This is a genomic window from Rhizobium sp. 22-785-1 (assembly GCF_053521965.1).
In genome coordinates this window covers 504,550-525,671 of the sequence record NZ_JBNWDI010000001.1, presented here as the reverse complement: position 1 = coordinate 525,671, position 21,122 = coordinate 504,550, and the positions used below count along the sequence as shown (strand labels likewise).

At 57.6% G+C, this 21,122-nt stretch carries 19 protein-coding genes and 1 other RNA gene; 14 read left to right on the top strand and 6 right to left on the bottom strand.

The window, feature by feature from the left end:
* The first annotated feature begins 7 nt into the window (after positions 1-7).
* Together ACQZ5M_RS02510 and ACQZ5M_RS02505 are read left to right on the top strand one after the other, a co-directional pair.
* Positions 8-1,417, top strand: coding sequence for an FAD-binding oxidoreductase (locus ACQZ5M_RS02510; RefSeq protein ID WP_449078998.1), 1,410 nt, complete (start codon positions 8-10; stop codon positions 1,415-1,417).
* Between the two features lie 86 nt (positions 1,418-1,503).
* Positions 1,504-5,193: an AsmA family protein gene (locus tag ACQZ5M_RS02505; RefSeq protein ID WP_449078997.1), complete on the top strand. Its 3,690-nt coding sequence runs from the start codon at positions 1,504-1,506 to the stop codon at positions 5,191-5,193.
* A 115-nt stretch (positions 5,194-5,308) separates the two neighbouring features.
* Here the strand turns inward: ACQZ5M_RS02505 and ACQZ5M_RS02500 are convergent, their stop codons facing one another.
* From ACQZ5M_RS02500 to ssrA, 4 genes are all read right to left on the bottom strand, one after another.
* Positions 5,309-5,521, bottom strand: coding sequence for a ribbon-helix-helix domain-containing protein (locus ACQZ5M_RS02500; RefSeq protein WP_296039589.1), 213 nt, complete (start codon positions 5,519-5,521; stop codon positions 5,309-5,311).
* 489 nt (positions 5,522-6,010) lie between these two features.
* Complete coding sequence (locus ACQZ5M_RS02495) at positions 6,011-6,208, bottom strand: DUF4169 family protein (protein ID WP_296038760.1); 198 nt, start codon at positions 6,206-6,208, stop codon at positions 6,011-6,013.
* Positions 6,209-6,265: 57 nt separating this feature from the next.
* Positions 6,266-6,775, bottom strand: a complete 510-nt coding sequence (locus ACQZ5M_RS02490; RefSeq protein ID WP_296038762.1) for an SspB family protein — start codon at positions 6,773-6,775, stop codon at positions 6,266-6,268.
* A gap of 189 nt (positions 6,776-6,964) precedes the next feature.
* Positions 6,965-7,337, bottom strand: a transfer-messenger RNA (tmRNA) gene (gene ssrA / locus ACQZ5M_RS02485).
* 134 nt (positions 7,338-7,471) lie between these two features.
* On the opposite strand from ssrA, the gene ACQZ5M_RS02480 reads away from it, so the two are divergent.
* The 11 genes from ACQZ5M_RS02480 to ACQZ5M_RS02430 all read left to right on the top strand — a co-directional run bounded on the left by ACQZ5M_RS02480 (position 7,472) and on the right by ACQZ5M_RS02430 (position 18,750).
* Positions 7,472-7,780: a DUF2853 family protein gene (locus tag ACQZ5M_RS02480; protein WP_296038765.1), complete on the top strand. Its 309-nt coding sequence runs from the start codon at positions 7,472-7,474 to the stop codon at positions 7,778-7,780.
* A 95-nt stretch (positions 7,781-7,875) separates the two neighbouring features.
* The gene (locus ACQZ5M_RS02475) at positions 7,876-8,670 is read left to right on the top strand and encodes a thymidylate synthase (protein ID WP_449078996.1); all 795 of its coding nucleotides are present in this window, start codon (positions 7,876-7,878) and stop codon (positions 8,668-8,670) included.
* Positions 8,667-9,194, top strand: coding sequence for a dihydrofolate reductase (locus ACQZ5M_RS02470; RefSeq protein ID WP_449078995.1), 528 nt, complete (start codon positions 8,667-8,669; stop codon positions 9,192-9,194). Before ACQZ5M_RS02475 ends, ACQZ5M_RS02470 begins: the two co-directional genes overlap by 4 nt.
* A 146-nt stretch (positions 9,195-9,340) precedes the next feature.
* A complete protein-coding gene (gene hflK / locus ACQZ5M_RS02465; protein ID WP_296021000.1) occupies positions 9,341-10,477 on the top strand; it encodes an FtsH protease activity modulator HflK in 1,137 nt (378 codons plus the stop codon).
* 1 nt (position 10,478) lies between these two features.
* Complete coding sequence (gene hflC / locus ACQZ5M_RS02460; protein ID WP_296084944.1) at positions 10,479-11,429, top strand: protease modulator HflC; 951 nt, start codon at positions 10,479-10,481, stop codon at positions 11,427-11,429.
* 557 nt (positions 11,430-11,986) lie between these two features.
* Positions 11,987-13,537, top strand: a complete 1,551-nt coding sequence (locus ACQZ5M_RS02455) for a Do family serine endopeptidase (protein WP_449078994.1) — start codon at positions 11,987-11,989, stop codon at positions 13,535-13,537.
* Between the two features lie 373 nt (positions 13,538-13,910).
* Positions 13,911-15,263 (top strand): LLM class flavin-dependent oxidoreductase, encoded by a 1,353-nt coding sequence (locus tag ACQZ5M_RS02450; protein ID WP_296021007.1) that lies wholly within the window; start codon positions 13,911-13,913, stop codon positions 15,261-15,263.
* A gap of 9 nt (positions 15,264-15,272) precedes the next feature.
* On the top strand, positions 15,273-16,121 hold the full coding sequence (locus ACQZ5M_RS02445; RefSeq protein WP_449078993.1) for an ABC transporter permease: 849 nt from the start codon (positions 15,273-15,275) through the stop codon (positions 16,119-16,121).
* A gap of 43 nt (positions 16,122-16,164) precedes the next feature.
* Entirely contained in the window at positions 16,165-17,145 is a 981-nt protein-coding gene (locus ACQZ5M_RS02440; protein WP_449078992.1) for an ABC transporter substrate-binding protein, read from the top strand.
* A gap of 9 nt (positions 17,146-17,154) precedes the next feature.
* Positions 17,155-17,922, top strand: coding sequence for an ABC transporter ATP-binding protein (locus ACQZ5M_RS02435; RefSeq protein WP_449078991.1), 768 nt, complete (start codon positions 17,155-17,157; stop codon positions 17,920-17,922).
* 78 nt (positions 17,923-18,000) lie between these two features.
* Positions 18,001-18,750, top strand: a complete 750-nt coding sequence (locus tag ACQZ5M_RS02430) for an SDR family oxidoreductase (protein ID WP_449078990.1) — start codon at positions 18,001-18,003, stop codon at positions 18,748-18,750.
* A 25-nt stretch (positions 18,751-18,775) separates the two neighbouring features.
* Here the strand turns inward: ACQZ5M_RS02430 and ACQZ5M_RS02425 are convergent, their stop codons facing one another.
* Together ACQZ5M_RS02425 and serB are read right to left on the bottom strand one after the other, a co-directional pair.
* Entirely contained in the window at positions 18,776-19,336 is a 561-nt protein-coding gene (locus ACQZ5M_RS02425) for a GNAT family N-acetyltransferase (RefSeq protein ID WP_449078989.1), read from the bottom strand.
* Positions 19,333-20,223: a phosphoserine phosphatase SerB gene (gene serB / locus ACQZ5M_RS02420; RefSeq protein WP_449078988.1), complete on the bottom strand. Its 891-nt coding sequence runs from the start codon at positions 20,221-20,223 to the stop codon at positions 19,333-19,335. Before serB ends, ACQZ5M_RS02425 begins: the two co-directional genes overlap by 4 nt.
* Between serB and miaA the strand changes: the two genes are divergently transcribed.
* Positions 20,222-21,118, top strand: coding sequence for a tRNA (adenosine(37)-N6)-dimethylallyltransferase MiaA (gene miaA, locus ACQZ5M_RS02415; protein ID WP_449078987.1), 897 nt, complete (start codon positions 20,222-20,224; stop codon positions 21,116-21,118). The genes serB and miaA overlap by 2 nt on opposite strands.
* The last annotated feature ends 4 nt before the right edge of the window (positions 21,119-21,122 follow it).

Here is a 21,122-nt window from a genome sequence, read left to right as displayed (position 1 = left end):
GCATGTCATGGCTTTGAAAGATGTCGTATCGGGAACGCGAAACGAGGCTGGAATTGCCGCTGTTCTAACCGTGCTGAAGCACGATCTCGGCGATAAATTCCAGACGGGCCAATCCTTTCGCGAGCAGCATTCCCACACCACGACGTACCTGACGACCCAGCTTCCCGATGGCGTGGCCTTCGTTGAAAGTGCAGATGATGTGAAAGCGGTGGTCAAGGCCTGTGCGAAGCATAAGGTCCCGGTCATCCCTTTCGGTACGGGCTCATCGTTGGAGGGCCAAGTCAATGCGCCCTCGGGCGGCATCTCCATCGATTTCAGCCGGATGAACCGCATCATAGAGTTGAACGCCGAGGATCTAGACGTAACGGTCGAGCCGGGCGTCAACCGCGAGCAATTGAATACGTATCTGCGCGATACGGGTCTGTTCTTCCCGATCGATCCCGGCGCGAACGCTTCCATCGGAGGCATGGCATCCACCCGCGCATCCGGAACCAATGCGGTGCGTTACGGGACGATGAAGGATAATGTTCTGGCTGTGACCGCTGTCACCGCCAGGGGTGAAGAAATCCGCACTGGCAGGCGTGCGCGTAAATCCTCCGCCGGTTATGATCTGACGCGGCTTTTCGTCGGCGCCGAAGGAACGCTCGGCGTCCTTACCTCTGTTACCCTTCGTTTGCAGGGAATTCCCGAAAAAATTGCCGGAGGTGTCTGCAGCTTCGAGACAATCAAGGCCGCCTGCGACGCGGTGATCATGACGATCCAGATGGGGATACCAGTGGCCCGGATCGAGCTTCTGGACGAGGTACAGATCCGCGCCTGCAATGCCTATTCCGGTCTTGGCTATGAGGAGAAGCCGACGCTCTTCGTCGAGTTTCATGGCACGGAAGAAACGACCGCTTTGCAATCGCAGCAATTTGCCGAAATCGTTGGCGAGTTCGGCAGCACAGATTTTAAGTGGACGGGCGACGTGCAGCAGCGCAACGCGCTGTGGAAAGCGCGCCATGATGCCTATTGGGCATCCCGCGCGCTCGCACCACATCTCGATGGACTTTCCACCGATGTCTGCGTGCCCATTTCCCGCCTTGCCGATTGCGTTGTGGAAACGCAGCGCGATATCAGGGAAAATGATATGTTGGCGCCGATCGTCGGTCATGCAGGAGATGGGAACTTCCATGTTCTCGTGCTTTTTGACGGAAAAGATCCGGAGAGCGTGGTAAAGACCGAAGCTTTCGTCGCACGTCTCAACCGCCGTGCACTTTCGATGGATGGCACCTGCACCGGTGAACACGGAGTAGGACAGGGGAAGATGAGCTTTCTCGAGGAAGAGGCTGGTGCCGCGCTCGATATGATGCGCACCATCAAGCGGTCGCTTGATCCGGATAATATTTTTAATCCGGGCAAGCTTTTCCGGCTTTGAACTGGTTAGAACCATCAACCAATTGATGCTTGCCCTGAAGCGAAAAAACGCTAGTTTTCAGCGGTGATTATGGGAGACGACGGGTCGTGCTCGGACGCATACTGGTTTTTCTGGGCGGACTGCTGGTCGTGGCGCTTTTTGCGGCGCTTTTGATTCCGTATTTTATCGATTGGACGGACTTCCGTCGCGACTTCGAAGATCAGGCAAGCCGCATCTTGGGCAAGAAGGTCGTGGTCCACGGACCAGTCGAGGCCCGGCTTCTGCCGTTTCCATCCGTGACTTTGCACGATGTACGGGCAGGCACCGATGCCGATGGCTCGCCGCTCATTCAGGTGGCGCGCTTTTCCATGGATGCCGAGCTTGCGCCGTTTCTTTCCGGGGAAGCACGTATCTTCGATATGCGCATCGAAGAGCCGAAAGCGAAAATTCGTCTGCTGAAGGACGGAACGCTGGACTGGATGCGTGGAGGTCGCGCCGAGATCCCAGCTCGTACAGTGGTGCTGGAAAGCGTCAATATCGAAGACGGGCAGATAGAGTTCATCGACGAGCAATCCGGGCGCAACCGCACCATTACCGGGCTGAACGCCGCCATGTCAGCGAAGTCTCTTGCGGGACCCTGGCGTGCGGATGGGCGTGCAGCTATCGACGGGCACGCCGGTTCGTTTTCGCTCACAAGCGGCGAGCCCGATCCAACGGTCGGTCGGATGGGACTTCGTTTGCGGCTGCAGCCGGATGAGTATCCGGTCGAAATCGATCTCGATGGCGGTATCGGAGCGACGGCTGGTCGTCCAGTCTATAGCGGCTCCTTCGCCTTCAATTTTAGGCGCGACGACAAGCAGCAAAAGCAGGATCAATCGATCTTTTCTGCGCCGCGCACACGCGGCAGCTTCGAGCTGACAAATGGGCGTTTGCGGGTTCCAAGCTACCGTATGGAGCTGGGGGGCACCGATAATCCCTATATCGTCACCGGCGAGGCAACGCTGGATACCGGAGCGGCGCCTGAGTTTCTGCTGACTGCCGACGGTCAGCAGATCGACTTCAATCGTTTCACGCCAGCGCCAGCGTCTTCCAGTGGCAAGACATCGCGGGTTCCGACCGTGTCGGTGCGCCAGCGGATCGAGGCATTTGCGGATCTGATTGCGCGCATTCCGGTGCCGCAGGTGCCGGGCAAAGCAAGCATCAGTCTGCCCGCGCTGGTTTCCGACGACACCACGATCCGCGATATCCGCCTCGATGTTCGACCGGACGGATCGGGTTGGCAGGTGGTCAATGCCGTTGCCGTGCTTCCGGGCCGCACCCAGTTCGAGGCAAAGGGTTCGCTGACGCTGACAGGCGGGCCTGCTTTCAACGGCGATCTACTTGTCGCCTCCAACCAGCCTTCCGGACTTGCGAACTGGTTGACGGGTAGTGTCGATCCGGCAATCCGCCAACTTAATGCCGCCGGGTTCTCATCCAAGGTGTCGCTGACCACCAAGGCGCAGCGCTTCGACAACCTCGAGCTCGCCATTGGTCAGGCGTCTTTGCGCGGTAGTCTTTTACGCCAGGCGATGGACAAAGGATCGAGCATCGATATCGATCTGGCCGGTGACGAGATCGATCTAGACGCCTTGAAGGCCCTTGGAAGCCTGGTGCTTGGCGATCAGAACGGCTCGTCGGTCTTCGATCATCGCATCAGTGCGAAGTTCAAGGCTGATCGTTTCAATATGGCGGGCGTGACCGCCAATAAGGTGGAGACCGGCTTCACGGTATCAGAGGGCGTTCTCGCGCTCGAGACGATGACGGCAGGTGATATTGCCGGTGCCGAGGTTCACGCCAAGGGTGAGCTGAAGGGCTCGCTGCTCAAATATGGTGGCAAGGGCACGGTCAATCTGCGCGCCGCCGATGCGCAGCCGGTTCTTGAACTCGTTGCACGCAAGCTCCCGCACCATCCTTTGCTGGATCGTCTGGTCAGAAGTGCTGCCTGGTACGCCAATTCCGATGTTACGGTTGATCTATCCGTCGATAGCAATAGTGGCGGCGCAAACGCTGCCGTTTCCGGCACCATCAATGGCAGCCGGCTCTCAGCGGTTGCCAAGCTGCCCGATTTCTTCTCCATTACCGACGATACTGCCCTGACGCTCGAAGCGGTCCTCAAGAACCAGTCGACTGCCATTCTGTTTGGCCAAGCGGGGCTCGATCCGTTACCCTTCGATGCCGATGGCGAAGGCCTGCTATCGGTTAAGCTCAACGGAAGCGTCGGCGCTGCAATGCAGACCGATTTCCGCTTTTCAACCGAGCGTACGCACTTCACCGCCGCAGGCAGCTTCTCGCTGGCGCCTGGAAGCTTCGGCGAAGGCAGTGCCGATGTGGCGCTCGAAAGCGCCGATATCGAACCCTATCTCATCATGAATGCCGTGGGGCTGCCGCAACTGGGCGGCGGCATGTCGACCAAGCTCAATGCCAAGCTTGCCGTCGACAAGGACAAGGCGAATTTCACAAATCTGGCCGGTCAGGCAGGCGGTAACGCTTTCTCCGGCAATGTCGCGATATCAAGAGCAGCCCCCTACAGATTGATGGGCGATATCTCACTTGCCAGCGTCGATATGGACTGGCTGGGTGACGCCATGTACGGGCCGGTTATCGATGCGGAAAATGGCGGCCTGAATGCCAAGCCGGTCGCACTTCCCGCATTCCCGAAAGTGGAGGCGGCGTTGGCGGTCAAGGCGGCGAAGTTCGCTGCAGGACCTTTCGGCACCGTTTCGGGCTCTTCGTTTAATCTGACCCACGCCAACGGCACTTTATCGCTCGATAATATGTCCGGCGACTGGATGGGCGGCAAGGTTTCCGGCAGCGTCGCCATGGCGACAGGGGAGGGTGCCGCTATTTTTCGCACCAAGCTTTCCATTGCCGGTGCCAATCCCGAAAGCATCATTTGGAGGAATGCAAATGGTCCTGTGGTGACCGGGCGCTTTGCTGCCGATCTGACAGCGGAAGCCACGGGCAAGAGTGTGCGTGAATTGTTGACCGCGGCCAGTGGTTCTGGCGAGATTCGTACGGACGATCTCGTCTTGCGCGGCCTCAACCCGAATGCCTTCCAGCCTTGGCTTCAGGCAGCATCTGGGCTTCAGGGCGACATTGATGCGGCAAAGGTTCGCCCGCTGGTCGATCAGCAGTTATGGCAGGGAGACATTCCGCTCGGGCAGATTTCGATGCCGTTCACCATCTCCGATGGCAGTCTGCGCATGCAAAATGTGACGGCTTCCACCGACAAGCTGTCCATGACAGGCGAGCTTTCTATCAATCTGGCGGACGAAACGCTGACCGGTAGCGTCGGGCTCGACTATAAGCCGGGCATCGAAGAGCTTGCCGGTGCTTCGCCGTCCATTCGCCTCAACTATGTCGGTCCCCTCGCGCAGCCTGCTTTGACGACCGATGTGTCCGGGCTTACCGGCTACCTATCTCTTCGCGCTTTCGAAAAGGAAAGACGGCGCGTCGAGGCGCTACAGGCAAGCGTTCTGGAAAAGCAGCGTCTGAGACGCGAGGTTGCGCTGTATCGCTTCCAGGCCGCAGAACGAGAGGCGGCAAAGGAGCGTGCGCAGGCAGAGGACAGAGCCAGGAAGGCGGAGGAAGAACGCCTGCGCAACATGGCACAGGAGCGTCTGCAGGCGGAGAAAGAACAGCAGGAGCGCTTGCAGCGTCAACAGCAAGACCAGCAGTCCGCGCCGACCCTGACGGTTCCGCCGACGCAGGACGTGATCAGGCAATTTTCCGATCCACCGAAAGACTCTCCGCCCTGATCTCGGCTTGTATGGCGCGCAGGTTGTGGTGACGAGAAACATTTTTGCGGGAATGGCGTTCCGCATGTCAGCAGGATTGGAGATCGCAGGATGCTTCGACCTCGATCGGGTTTTGCTATGGCTGCGCTTTGAGCCAAGTCAGGACGTAGACCCGCAGAGCCGACGACAGATTGCTGCTTTCCGATCTGTTGTCATCGATCTCAGCCAGCAGCGCCGCAAAGCTCATTTTTCGCTTTTCTGCAATGGCACGCAACTCTTCCCAGAATGCATCTTCCAGAGAAATGCTGGTGCGGTGACCATGAAGAGTCGTGGAGTGCTTGCGTATCAAGGTCGCTGCTTTCCAAACTGGTTCAAGAGGATTGCAATCTGATTCACTGTCTGCCTGCAAGTCCATGAAATGTATAGGAGCTTGCGTTCGATAACGCCGCTATCCGGCGTGGGTTCCACGGCTTTTGGCGCGCTTTGGCATAGGCCCAAAAATCGTAACCGATTTTGGCACAGCACGATGCGCAGATTAAAGAAGATACAGCGTTCTTTGTGCGTCGCATAAGGATGACGCTCTAGTGCCGCTCTGCCCGATATCGAAACAGCGATCGGAAAGCCAGCGAGAGCTGGGCGGTGGTCCGACTGGCGCATCGACAGAGTGAATGGAGGACGGATGCAGTTTTTAACCGGCGGTTGTCGGTGCGCTCAAATATGAAGATGGGGGAGCGCAAGATGAGACCGTGGTACCGGGCTCTGCCTTGAAGGCGTGTCGCGATCTTTTAGGTCAGCCGCTTCCGCTAGAGGCTTTCGTTGTCAAAGAAACGAAAAAGTTCTACTCGGCGTCGCCGTCGTTTTTCTCAAGCTTGCCCTGATCGAACTGACGATCCGCCTTGCTCTTCAGGGCGTCAGTCAGGGACTTTTCGGCTTTTGTTCGGCCAAATGACAGGCGGTTTTGCTCCGCCTGTTTTTCCTTTTCGGAGCGTGTCTTCTGCTTGCGAAACTGGCGAAGGTTGACGACGTCGCCCGTCATGCAGTGCTCCCAGTGATCACGGTATTGCTTACGGCGCTTATGCGGCCGCCTAACACTTTACTTGTTCTTACGGAACGCATCGAGCGAGACGACCGAACCGGCCTTCTTCTCCTCATCTACCTTCTTTTCTTCCGATACTTGCGGCTTGCCCTCTGCAGGAACCGGGTATGCGGTGATCTCTGCTTCCTGAACCTCTTCCTCTTCCGCCATCGGCACGTCGAATTCGAGTTCGAAGTTGACCGACGGATCGTAGAAGCCGCGAATTGCGTTGAAAGGGATCACCAGCTTTTCAGGCGTGTCGGAGAAAGACAGGCCAATCTCGAAAAGGGTCTCGGTGACCTTCAGATCCCAGAACTGGTGCTGGATGACGATTGTCATCTGCTCGGCATATTTCGCTTTGAGGTGTTGCGAAATGCGAACGCCCGGCGCGCCGGTCAGGAAGGTGATGAAGAAGTGGTGATCGCCCGGCAACCGACCGGTGGCCGCAACCTCGCTCAGAACCTTGCGGATAACGCCGCGAAGGGCATCCTGTGCGAGAATGTCGTAACGGATATGATCCTGCCCCATACGGTCCTGTCTTTCCTTATTCGAACGTCTTTTACCTAAGTATACGCAATGTCTTAATGCGCAGCAATGAAAAAGCCTTTGCCGCTTCCAGCATGTTCTACTCATCAACCGCGGCAAATATATGCGCAGTGACGTAAGGCTGAAAGCGAGTCAGACGCACCCTATAACGAATTTCAAAAGAGGAGAGAAGGTGGAGGTTTCTGTTGCCAGGTACCTCCGAACCCCGCCTTACGGGGCTAACCGTAAGGACTTAGAGCGGAATTCCCGCACCGCCATTAGGCAGCGAGAGCGTATTCCTTAGCGTTGTTGTCATTTGCAACTACACTTGTGACCCGATAACGGCGGTATCATGCCGAGCAAAAGTTCGATCTTTACGCCCTTGTCGATCCTATTTCGCCCCCATCAAAAGCCGGCCTTATCGCAAGAAGCCGCCGGTTTTTGGTGGAGGCGCCGGGTACCGCCCCCGGGTCCAATAGGTTTATTCCATCGACCGTTTATCGCCATAGCCGGATTTGCACCCGGCAGAGGTCATATAGGCATTTCTTCGCTGTTAGAAAAGAGGCCTTGTGACATTTCGATAAAGGAATGAACCACGTTTGGTTGCATGAGATTCTTGACGCGGTTGCGGGGTTCGAACATGTTCTTCTTGAAGCGGACGTAGATACGATCCGGCCGCTCAACATGGAGGATAAGGATATGACGGACTATCTTGCAGATGTGAAGACATACGATCCCAATGCCGATGAAGCCGTGGTGAACAAGATCGTCAAATATTTGGGTATCGCGCTTCGCAATCGCGACTCGGCGCTGGTGTCGTCATCTGACCCGGAGGAGCTTGCGAGAGTGAAGAGTGGATGGTGCGCCAAGAAGCTCGGTGTGGATGGCGCTGACGCCGACGCTGCGATTGCCGCGACCGCGAAGGAGATGGCGGCCGACCGCAGCAAATCGCGCGTGACCTTCTATTACCTTGTGGCCAAGCATCTGGACAAGCTTGAGACCGTCTGACGTATAAAGCTGTTGGGGATTTAATTCCTCAGTCGATTGGTTCCGCTGCCGGGAAGGGGTATAACAAACCCATAGAGACTAGGTGGCGGAACGACATGAAGCAATATCTCGATCTTCTCAGGCATGTGATGGAAACGGGAAGCGATCGCGGCGATCGTACCGGGACGGGCACGCGTTCCGTCTTCGGCTATCAGATGCGTTTCGATCTCTCCGAAGGCTTTCCGGTGCTGACCACCAAGAAGCTGCATCTACGCTCGATCATCCATGAGTTGCTGTGGTTTCTGAAGGGCGATACGAACATTGCTTATCTCAAGGAAAACGGTGTTACCATCTGGGACGAGTGGGCCGATGAAAAGGGCGATCTGGGTCCTGTATACGGGGCGCAGTGGCGCTCATGGCCCGCACCGGATGGTCGTCACATCGACCAGATTCAGCTTTTGATCGAGGGCCTGAAGACCAACCCCAATTCGCGTCGGCATATCGTTTCGGCCTGGAACCCTGCGCTGGTCGACGAAATGGCGCTTCCGCCCTGCCACTGCCTGTTCCAGTTCTATGTTTCGGATGGCAAACTCTCCTGCCAGCTTTACCAACGCTCCGCCGATATCTTTCTCGGAGTGCCCTTCAACATCGCTTCTTACGCCTTGTTGACGCTCATGGTGGCGCAGGTCACCGGCTTGAAGCCTGGGGATTTCGTCCACACGTTGGGTGACGCGCATGTCTATGCGAACCACTTCGAGCAGGCCGAACTGCAGATGACGCGCACGCCGAAGCCGCTGCCGACCATGCGGATCAATCCGGAAGTGCGGGATCTGTTTTCCTTTAAGTTCGAAGACTTTACGTTGGAGAACTACGAAGCCGATTCAAGCATCAAGGCACCGATTGCGGTATGAGTGAACCCCGCATCGTTCTGATTGCCGCAGTGTCCAGAAACAACGTTATCGGGCGCGAGCTGGATATGCCTTGGAAGCTGTCGTCCGATCTGAAGCGCTTCAAGGCTGAGACCATGGGCAAGCCGATGATCATGGGCCGCAAGACTTTCCTCTCCGTCGGCGAGCGCCCCTTACCGGGGCGTCCGCATATCATCATCAGCCGTAATCCCGACTACAAACCGGATGGCGTCGAGGTCGTTTCCTCGCTCGAGGATGGCTTATCGCTGGCAAAAGCCAAGGCCCGAGAACTCGGTGTGGACGCCATCTATGTGGCTGGTGGTGGTGAGATTTACCGTCAGGCCATGCCCTTCGCCGATCAACTTTCCGTCACCCATGTAGACGCTGAACTGGATGGCGATACGTTTTTTCCGGAAATCGATTTGAGCGTTTTTGAAAAAACCGATGAAATTGCCCTGTCAGCCGGGGAAAAGGACGATTATGCCGTGCGTTTTTCAACCTATCGGCGGCGCGGTGCGGCAAAGTAAACTATTTGGACCTGTCTGGTATTAAGTTACCGCCCCTGCGTTGAAACAGACGCGTCGCCTTCTTATAACGAGGACGATATTCCCGCCGGCATCGCGAAAGCGCGTTGGAGAGGGAGCGGGAAAGTTTTTATAACAAAGAGGTATGAATGCCCTGGAGCAATCAGAATGGCGGCGGCGGCCCTTGGGGCGGCGGCGGTAATAGCGGCGGCGGTGGAGGAAATAACCAGGGTGGACCTTGGGGATCAGGGCCAAACCGTCCACGCGGTGGTGGAGGCGGCGGCAACGGTAATGGTGGCCCGCCCGATCTGGAAGAGATCATCCGGCGCAGTCAGGATCGTTTCAAGCACATGCTTCCAGGGGGCTTCAATGGTGGCGTCGTCGCCATCATCGCCCTCGTAATCCTCGCCTTCATCGGCATTCAGTCCGTCTATACGGTTCAACCGGATGAGCGCGGTGTGGAGCTGCGCTTCGGCAAGCCAAAGAATGAAGTTTCCATGCCGGGTCTGCACTATCACTTCTGGCCGATCGAGACTGTCGAGATCGTCAAGGTGACCGAGCAGCAGCAGAATATCGGCGCACGCGCTACTTCGTCTTCTGCTGCCACCGGCGTGATGCTGACCGGTGACCAGAACATCGTCAACGTCCAGTTCTCGGTGCTTTACACGGTTTCCGATCCCAAATCCTATCTCTTCAACGTCGACACGCCAGCTGAAACACTTCAGCAGGTTTCCGAAAGTGCCATGCGCGAAGTTGTTGGCCGTCGTCCGGCGCAAGACATCTTCCGTGACAACCGCCAGGCGATCGCTGCCGATGTTCGCAACATCATCCAAGGCACGATGGACAGCTACGGTGCCGGCATTTCCATCAACGCGGTTGCGATCGAAGATGCGGCACCGCCGCGCGAAGTCGCTGACGCCTTCGATGAAGTGCAGCGTGCGGAACAGGATGAGGATCGCTTCGTTCAAGAAGCCAATCAGTATGCCAACCAGAAGCTAGGTGCGGCACGCGGTCAGGCAGCCCAGATCGTCGAAGAGGCCAACGCTTACAAGAGCCGTGTCGTGAACGAAGCGCAGGGTGAAGCACAACGCTTCGTCTCGATCTACGATCAGTATCGCACGGCACCGGAAGTAACGCGCGAGCGTATGTTCATCGAAACGATGGAGCGCGTTCTGAAGGGCTCCAACAAGATCATCATCGATGAAAAGCAGGGCGTGGTGCCATATCTGCCTCTGAATGAAATGATGCGCGGCAATACCGGCGCAGCACAGCAGGGAGGCAACTGATATGAGCAATCGTCTTACGGCAATTCTCGTCGGCCTCGCCGTCCTGTTCTTCCTCGTCTATTCTTCGGTTTTCGTGGTGAATGAGAGACAGCAGGCGATCGTCGTCCGCTTCGGTCAGATCCAGGACGTGAAGACGCAGCCGGGTCTCTACTTCAAGCTGCCATTCGCCTTCATGGATGCCGATCGCGTTCAGTATATCGAAAACCGCGCATTGCGCTTCGACCACGACAATATCCGTGTTCAGGTCTCGGGCGGCAAATTCTATGAAGTTGATGCCTTCGTGGTCTATCGCATCACCGATGCGCGTCGCTTCCGTGAAACTGTTTCGGGTGATCAGCTCTCGGCGGAATCGCGTCTGCGCACTCGTCTCGATGCATCGCTTCGCCGCGTCTACGGTCTGCGTGGTTTCGAATCCGCTCTATCGGACGCCCGCGCTTCGATGATGCAGGAAGTACGTGACGATCTGCGTCCTGATGCCGAATCTCTCGGGATCAGCATCGTGGACGTTCGTATTCGCCGCACAGACCTGACGCAGGAAGTCTCGCAGCAGACCTTCGATCGCATGAAGTCCGAACGTCTTGCAGAAGCCGAACTGATCCGTGCCCGCGGTAACGAAGAAGGCCAGCGCCGTCGTGCTATCGCCGATCGTCAGGTCGTCGAGTTGGAATCCGACGCTCAGCGCCAATCTGAAGTGCTGCGCGGTGAAGGCGACGCGGAACGCAACCGCATCTTCGGTGAGGCCTTCCAACGTGATCCTGCTTTCTTCGAGTTCTACCGCTCGATGACGGCTTACGCCAACTCGCTGAACGGCAGCGGGACGACTCTGGTTCTTTCGCCAGATTCAACCTTCTTCCGCTACTTCAACAACATCAACGGTACGCAGCCCCAGGGTGCGGCTTCCGCTGCTCCAGCAGCGCCCGGCACTGCGCCGACGCCGGCGCCGGCGAACTGATTGTTGGATTGATAAGATTGAAAAGGCCGCCTTGAGCGGCCTTTTCTTATGAAGCTATGTGAGGTCATTTTTAAAGCTTAATTGTGAGGGCAACTGAAACGGCTGTTGGAGTGCCCTCATCTTTTCAAGCGATAGAGATCGGGATGGATCTTGAAGATATTGTCGTCTACATTTGGCTTAGGATGATCAGAGGATGGAGTGACAGGTCTTTCTTAGAGAACATCCTGTTTTTGATGTTGTTTCTGTTTTTTGCTTCATTTTTATTATTCTTTGTTTTTCTTTTTTTGTGGGGTGTGTTTGCTTACTTCATGAAATAGAATTATTTCTACCTCCGGGGTTATCCTTCTTGAGGCCTCTAGGATTGTACCGGTACATCGCGGCCCGTCCTTCTTGTAAAACGTGCGACAGCCACAGTTTTCCGCTACGTATGAATTTGCAGTGGAAGGTCGGCCAAGATTCGCGCGCTCTTCACGAAAAGGTTTTTCACACTTCATCATTCCGCCTTATGCTTGGTTCCTAAAGCTTGAGGCTACTATTTGCAGATGCGAGGACGCTTGATGCCCGTAACCCGATTTTCGCCCTTCCGCAGCAGCGTTGCCGGTCTGGCAGCCTTTGCCCTTCTTTCCGGTGGTGTTGCCATGCCGGTGGGTGCGATGGCGCAGACCAATGGGCCAGCCTCTGTCGCGGATCTGGCTGCGCCGCTTCTGGATGCAGTGGTGAACATCTCCACCTCGCAGAGCGTCAAGGCCGAGGGCAAGGGTCCAACGCCGCCGCGTATCCCAGACGGGTCACCTTTCCAGGAGTTCTTCAAGGACTATTTTGATAACCAGAAGCCCGACGGCGGCGAGAAGGTCAACTCGCTTGGCTCCGGCTTCGTCATCGATCCGGCGGGTTACATCGTCACCAACAATCACGTTATCGAAGGTGCCGACGATATCGAGGTCATCTTCCCGAACGGCAACAAACTGAAGGCAAAGCTTGTCGGCACCGATACCAAGACGGACCTTTCGGTTCTGAAGGTGGAGCCGAAGACATCCCTCAAGGCGGTCAAGTTCGGCGACTCGCGGACGATGCGTATCGGCGACTGGGTCATGGCCATCGGCAATCCCTTCGGTCTCGGCGGTTCGCTGACTGTCGGTGTCGTTTCGGCGCGTGGACGCAACATCAATGCTGGCCCCTATGACAACTTCATCCAGACCGATGCTGCCATCAACAAGGGTAACTCCGGCGGTCCGCTTTTCAATATGAAGGGCGAGGTGATCGGTATCAACACGGCAATCATTTCGCCGAGTGGCGGCTCGATCGGTATCGGTTTTGCCGTCCCCACCGAACTTGCGCAGAACATCGTGCAGCAGTTGATCGAGTTCGGCGAAACCCGTCGCGGCTGGCTTGGCGTGCGCGTTCAACCAGTGACAGACGATATCGCTTCCAGTCTTGGAATGGATAGCGCGAAGGGTGCGCTGATTTCCGGTGTGGTAAAGGGAGGCCCGGTGGAGAACGGGCCTATCAAGCCGGGCGACGTCGTCTTGAACTTCGATGGCAAGCCTATTCTGGAAATGCGCGACCTGCCACGGATCGTCGCGGAAAGCCCTGTCGGCAAGGAAGTCGATGTCGTCGTGCTTCGCGATGGCAAGGAAGAAAAGATCAAGGTCAAGCTTGGCCAGTTGCAAGACAGTGCCGAAGACCAGCAACCGGGTGCTAGCAGCGATGACGCCATGCCTGAAGATGGTGAGGGTGGTGAAATGACCGCCCCCGAAGACAGGGATGGCGCCGAAACGGAGCAGCAGGCGCCGGATACGCGCGAAGCATCGCAGTCCGTGCTTGGCATGGACCTCGTGACGTTGACGGATGAGTTGAAAACGGAAAAGGGCATCGCAGAAAGCGTCGAAGGCGTTTATGTGGCGAGCGTTGCGCAGGGCTCGGTTGCCGAGCAAAAAGGCGTCAAGGCTGGCGACGTGATCGTTGAAGTCGGGCAGGATTTCATGGAGGTGCCAGGCGATGTGCTTGTACGCGTCAATGGCCTCAAGTCTGCCGGACGGAAGAATGCGCATATGATGATTGCCGATGCGCAGGGCAATCTGCGTTTCGTGGCAATACCGCTGGAATAGTCTGCTTCGACTTTAGCCTTCTGCTATTAGCGAACACATCATCAAAGCCGTCCGTTTCCAACGGGCGGCTTTTTGCTGGCGGGATGGCCAGTCCGAGATGAGGACGATGTGCGATTTCGTCAGGTGTAACTCCTCCTGTGCAGAACACGCACCGTTTCCTGTTTCGGAACATATTTGCTGCTGTTCTGTATCTGCGCCCAACAACAGAAATCTTTTTGCTCAGCATCAGCAATCGAGCAATCTTCTTTCTATATAAAAATAATAGACAATGTAGGTTTCTTCTCAGGCGGCACGTGGTGAACGGGTGTCGCGGCTAAACGGGCCGTTGTCCTGCCTGATGGCAGACATGGCAGAGCTCCAAAGCGAGGAACCAATGACACGCAAGATCAGACTGGGCGCATTCCTGCCGGGCGGTGGACAGCACATCGCATCATGGCGTCATCCCGATCAGCCCGTGGATGGCGCGGTGAGCTTCGAGTTTCACAAGCAACTGGCACAAACTGCCGAACGCGGATTGTTCGACGCCTATTTTCTGGCAGACAATCTGGCTGTCGGCTTCGGAGGGGCGCGCGAGGGTGGAAATGCTAGGGTTGCGGGTTTCGAGCCGACGACGCTGTTCTCGGCGCTCGCACCCTTCACCAAGAATCTCGGCTTCATCGCCACATCATCCACGACCTATGAGGAGCCATATCTGACGGCGCGCAAGTTCGCCTCGCTGGATCTCATTTCCGGCGGTCGGGCAGGATGGAACGTTGTGACGACAACCGGTGATTCTGCCGCGCAGAACTTCAATCTGGATACACAACTGCCCCATGCCAGCCGCTACAAGCGCGCCGCCGAGCACGTGGATGTCGTCAAGAAGCTGTGGGACAGCTTCGAGGATGACGCCTTTGTCCGCGAGGTGGAAAGCGGTGTGTTCTACGACAAGACCAAGCTGCATGAGACCAATCATCGTGGTGAGCATTTCCAAGTGCGTGGTCCGCTCAACGTGCCGCGCTCGCCGCAGGGCCATCCCGTTATCGTGCAGGCTGGACAGTCGGAGGACGGCCGCGATCTGGCAGCGGCAACGGCAGAGGTGATCTTCACTGCTCACCAGCATCTTGAGACGGCGCAGGAATTTTACCGCGACATTAAGACCCGCGCTCGCCGTCTGGGTCGCGATCCGAACCATATTCTTGTTATGCCGGGCGTATCGCCCTTTGTCGGCAGAACCCAGGCGGAAGCCCAGGAAAAGTATGAGAAGCTGACCTCGCTCATCCTTGAAGAGGATGGCGTCGGCCTCTTGAATGGTCTGACAGGGGGTACGCTGGATCTTAAGGGCTACGATCTCGATGGGCCGCTACCCGTGGCGCCGCCGACGGAGGGCATGAAGAGCCGACAGGCACTGCTGCGCCAGATCGCCGACGAGAACAATTTCACCATCCGGCAACTCTATCAGTGGGTCGCCTCGGCCCGTGGTCATTACACCATCGTCGGCACACCGGAGACAATCGTCGATACGCTGCAGGAGTGGTTCGAGAACGAGGCGGCAGACGGCTTCAACATCCTGCCTCCGTGGCTTCCCACAGCGCTCGACGACTTTGTCGATCTCGTTATCCCCGAACTTCAGCGGCGCGGCCTGTTCCGCACGCATTATGAAGGCACCACGCTTCGCCAGAATCTTGGTCTTCCATACCCGGTCAATCGCTGGTCGGTTCAGCAACCGGTTGTCCAGGCGGCGGAGTGAGGTGCGATCATGTCTTACGACGAGGTAAAATCCACCCATCCGGCTTTGCTGGACTATCGTGGCGAGAAACGTGCGCCACTCGCCATCCAGGCGATCAACCGCTATGGCAGGCCGTTTTTGTCCCGCTATGCGCTGGTGCTCGGCTTTTTGGCGGCTTGGCAAATATCAAGCGCGCAGGGGTGGATCAACCCTGCGGTCTTTCCACGGCTCGACGTTATCGTCGCCGCTCTCTGGAAAGGCATTGTCGGCGGGGCGTTGATCGATGACATCGCCATCAGCCTGCAGAGGTCCGGCATCGCATTTGCAGCCGCGGTTGTCATTGGCATTCCGCTCGGCCTTTTCATGGGGCAGGTGGCTGCTGTGGAACGCGCTCTCGATCCGCTGCTGCAGTTTTTCCGCCAGACATCGGCGCTGGCGCTCTATCCGGTCTTCATTCTGATGCTGGGCCTCGGTGAAGCATCCAAGGTCTTCGTCATCTTCTGGGCGACGCTCTTCCCGATCCTGCTATCTACCATCGGCGGAGTTAAGGAAGTGGATCGCAAGCTCGTTGAAATGGCCCGGACCTATGGGGCCGGGTCGATCGCGATCTTCCGGCGTGTGATACTGCCTGCTTCCGTCCCGGCCATTTTCGTCGGCCTTCGCCTTTCTGCCACCACCGCGCTTCTGCTGCTCATCGCTGCCGAGATGATCGGTGCCAATAAGGGCGTCGGCTTTCAGGTGATGAACGCTCAATATAATTTCCAGATTCCGCTGATGTATGCGTCGATCCTGCTTCTGGCGCTTCTGGGGCTCGCGGCCAATGCCGGGCTCGTGTTGCTCCAGCGCAAGCTTTGCCGCTGGTCTGCGCCGTCCCATTGATCCTGCATCGATCCCTCATTCTTCAAATTCAAAGGACAAAACCATGACCTTCCATTCCCGCAAGCTGCTGCTTTCGGCAGCCTTTTTCCTCGGCCTCACCACCATCGCTTCGGCGGAAGAGATCAAGCTTCGCTACCTCGCAAGTCAGGGCGGTCTTGCCGCGCATGAGCTTGCTGAAAAACTCGGCTATTTTAAAGGAACTGGCGTCAGCTTTGAAAATGTCGGTTATGCCCAAGGTGGCCCGGCCTCGCTCTTTGCGCTGGCCTCCGGTGACGTCGAAATCGGAAGTGCTGCGACGTCTGCCGTGCTGAACTCGATTGCCGGCGGAAATGACTTCGTTGCCGCCTATCCTTCGAACGGCATCAACGATCAGGTCCAGTCGGTGTTTTATGTTCTGGACGACAGCCCGATCAAGACGATCAAGGATATTGCCGGCAAGACGATTGCGGTCAACACGCTCGGTGCGCATCTGGATTACACCATCCGCGAGGCGCTGCATTCGCAAGGCCTGCCGGCCGATGCCGCAAGGCCGGTTGTCGTGCCGGGACCGCAACTGGAGCAGGTGCTTCGTTCCAGCCAAGTGGATGTCGCAGCCTTCGGTTACTGGCAGACGACATTCGAAGGCCTCGCCAAGAAGAATGGCGGCATTCGTCCTGTCTTCGATGACACCGATGTCCTCGGCGATATTGCTGGCGGCTTCGTGGTCTTGCGTCGCGATTTCATCAAGGCGCATCCGGAAGCGGCTAAGACATTTGTCGAGCAGTCTCAGCGGGCACTCGATTACGCTCGTGAGCATCCGGAGGAAACCAAGACAATTCTGGCCAAGGCGCTCGAAGAGCGTGGCGAGAACCCAGAATTGGCGCAGTACTTCCTTGGCTACGGCGTGCGGCCTGGCGGCAAGGCCGTCGATCGTGACCTGCAGTTCTGGATCGATGTTCTGACCCGCGAGGGCAAGGTTCAGCCGGGCCAACTCGCAGCGGAGAAGATCCTCTACTCGCCTGAAACCGCAACCGCCAGCAATTGAGGTGATGTGATGAGTGCAGTAGCGTCTTTGCGGGGAGAGGTGGCGATCCGCCATCTCTCCAAATCCTACCAGTTGAATGGTAGGCCGTTTCAGGTGCTGAAAGACCTGAACCTCACCATCGGATCCGGCGAAAGCCTCGCTATCGTTGGGGCCAGCGGTTCCGGCAAGACGACCCTTCTGCGGGTGCTGGCAGGGCTTGAAGAGGCAGATCGCGGTGACGTCCTGATCGATGGAAACGCCGTGCGCGGTGTCGGTCGGGAGCGGGCGGTGATTTTTCAGGAGCCGCGGCTTCTGCCTTGGTTGACTGTGCTTGACAATGTCGCCTTCGGGCTCGAAACGCAAGGTTCGAGCCGGGAAGAGGCGCGCAGCCGCGCACGCCGTTACATAAATCTCGTCGGCTTACAGCAGTTCGAGGATGCCTATCCGCGACAGCTCTCCGGTGGCATGGCCCAACGTGTGGGCATTGCCCGGGCTCTCGCCGTCCAGCCGGAAATCCTGTTGCTGGATGAACCGCTCGGCGCGTTGGATGCGATGACCAAGATTGGCATGCAGCAGGAGCTTGCACGCATATGGCGCGAAGAAGACGTCACCATGGTTCTTGTTACTCATGATCTGGAAGAGGCGCTTTATCTGGCCGATCGTATCCTGATCCTCCCGCGAGAAAAGGGCGCCGCACCCCGGCTGATCGATGTCGATCTTCCGCGCCCGCGTGACCGGAGTTCGCCAGCCTTTGTTCGCCAGCGCGAGGAACTGCTACACGTCTTTGGTCTGCACTAGCGCAAACGCATGAAACGGGTGGCTGTTAATGAAGCTGCTCTCTAAGCCTTGGCCCTCATTAAATGGAGGCCAAAGCCTATGACACTTCTAAATAATAAGGTCGCAATTATCACTGGCGCATCATCCGGTATTGGCCGGGCGACCGCGCTGCTCTTTGCCGCAGAGGGTGCTGCGGTCGTCATCAATGCGCGTGGCGAGCGGGCGCTGAATGAGGTTGCCGAGACAATCGCGAATCTGGGCGGCCGGGTGCATGCGGTGGTCGGCGATGTCGGTCTTGCGCAGACGCATGAGCGATTGGTTCGGGCGGCGGTGGATCGGTTCGGCGGTCTCGATATTGCCGTCAACAATGCGGGCGCTGTCGGCGCGATCAAGCCGCTCGCCGAACTCTCGCTCGAAGAATGGCATCACACATTGAACGCCAATCTGACCTCGGCCTTTCTCGGTGCGCAATCCCAGGTGCCATCCATGCTGGCGCGTGGCGGCGGAGCAATTGTTTTCACCTCCAGCTTTGTCGGCACGAGTGTTTGTCTGCCTGGAATGGCTGCCTATGGCGCGGCGAAGGCTGCCCTCATGGGACTGGTGAAAGGTCTGACCGCCGACTATGCGGTGAAAGGCATTCGCGCCAATGCCCTGCTGCCGGGCGGTGTGGATACGGCGATGGCTGGAGACGACGCACAAAAAGAATGGGCCGCCGGTCTTCATGCGATGAAGCGCATCGCAAGCCCTGAGGAGTTGGCGCAGGCAGCGCTCTTCCTCGCAAGTCCGATGGCAAGCTTTGTGGCCGGATCGGCCCTCTATGCCGATGGAGGCAATGCCGCGGTGAAGTGAAGACGTGGGGCAGCGGGATGCGATGTTATCGCGCCCGCCATTCCTCCAGCGTCAGCGCGTAGGTGACGTGAGGGCGAAGGTGCGGATGTGTCTCTTCCGCCACGCGTGGGTGATTGAAATCGCGTGCCGCGTTGCGCTTCAATCCGATCCGCTTCATGACAGCCGTAGAGCGATGATTGTTGTAGACGGCGAAGGAAACGATCTCGGAAAGGCGCTTTTCGTCGAAAGCCATCGAGAGAAGCGCCTTTGCCGCCTCCGTCACGTAGCCCTTACCCCAGTATCTGGTCGCCAGCCGCCAGCCGATTTCCATCGTGCCTGGGGTAAAGACGTTGTCGACAGTCACCGGGGCGACGCCGCAAAAGCCCATGGGTTCGCCAGTCTCTCGATTTTCCATGGCGTAGAAGCCAAAGCCGGTGGTGTGGATGACGGCGTTGATCCTGTCCATCATGGCGTCGGATTCTTCGTCGCTGCGGCGCACGGCAAAGAACTCCATGACGACCGGATCGGCGTTGATCTCGCGGAAAAGGGTGCGGTCGCTTTCCTTCCAGGCGCGCAGAATAAGGCGTGGTGTACCGTGGATGATCATGCGGTGACGAAATCCGACTTGCGATAACCTTGAAGATAGAGGAGGGCGGTGAGATCGCCGTGATCGATGCGAATTTTCGCTTCCGCTGCCACGGCGGGTTTGGCGTGCAGGGCAACGCCGCTGCCGGCAAGGTGCAGCATGCCGAGATCGTTTGCGCCATCGCCAACGGCCAATGCATCCTCAGGCGAAATACCAAGCGTGTTCGCAATGTCGATCAGCGCATCGACTTTGGCCTGCTTTCCCAGAATGGGTTCGGCGACCGTTCCGTCCAACTGTCCGTCCTGCTCGCCAAGGATGTTGGCCCGGTTCTCCTGGAAGCCGATCATATCCGCAACGCGTGCGGTAAAGACGGTAAAGCCGCCGGATACAAGAGCTGTGTAGTAGCCCTTGGTCTTCATCGTCGCCACCAGTTCCTTACCGCCGGGGGTCAGCGTGATACGCTTTTCAATGACCTCATCGATGACGGAAACAGGCAGGCCTTTCAATAGCGCCACGCGCTCACGCAGTGCAGGCTCGAAGGCGATTTCGCCATTCATGGCACGTGCGGTAATGGCCGACACCTTGTCCTTCAAACCCACTTCGGCGGCCAGCTCATCGATGCATTCCTGCCCAATCATGGTGGAATCCATATCGGCAATCAGGATCTTCTTGCGGCGTGTATCCTGATCCTGAATGACAATGTCGATGGGTAGCCCGGCGATCGTGGCGGACAGCGTCGTGCGGGCAGCGTCAGTATCGGCTCCTTCCGGCAGCACCATATCGCAGGCAACACCGTCTGCCAGCCAGTAAAGGCCGGATGCCCCAACGGCCTGCGCCGCCGTTTCTCCAAGCGCTGGGCTGAGAACAGGATTTGACGGATTGGCGATAAGCGTGGCAACGAAAGCCATGATGAAAAACCTTGATGAACAATTCGATGCGATCCTGATAACCGGCCCGACCGCAAGCGGCAAGTCCGCCCTTGCGCTTCGTTTGGCCAAGCAGCATGGCGGCGTCGTCATCAATGCCGACAGCATGCAGATCTATGACACGTTGCAGGTGCTGACGGCTCGACCGTCGGCGGACGAGATGGGCGGCATCCCCCATCTCCTCTACGGGCATGTATCGGCCAAGGCGCTATATTCTACGGGCGAATGGCTGCGGGAGATCGGCACTCTTCTTTCTCAACTCAAGGCGAAGGGGCTGCTCCCGGTGATCGTCGGCGGTACTGGACTTTATTTCAAGGCGCTGACGGGCGGTCTCTCGGACATGCCTGCGATCGCGTCCGATGTTCGGGAACGGTACAGGCAGCGTCTGATCGAAGAGGGTTCCGCGGCACTCCATGCCGAACTCCAGGCCCGAGACCCCGACGTGGCACAAGCGCTGATGCCGACGGACGGCCAGCGGACTGTGCGAGCGCTCGAGGTTCTGGAAGCGACGGGCCAGTCGATCAAGACCTTTCAATCTGCCACGGGGCCTGTGATCATCGATCCGGCTCGTGCCCGCAAGATGGTGGTTTTGCCGGAGCGCCACGTCCTGCATGATCGCATCAACCGACGTTTCGCCCATATGATGGAGAGCGGTGCCGTTGAAGAAGTCCAAGCGCTTCTGGCTCTCGACTTGCCACAGGATTCCACGGCAATGAAGGCGATAGGCGTCTCGCAGATTGCCGAGTTTCTGGCGGGTCGGATAAGCGAAGGCGAGGTGATTGAGAAGGCTGCGGCTGCGACCCGTCAATATGCCAAACGGCAGATGACGTGGTTTCGCAATCAGATGGACGATGATTGGCAGCGTGTGCTTACGTGAGCCG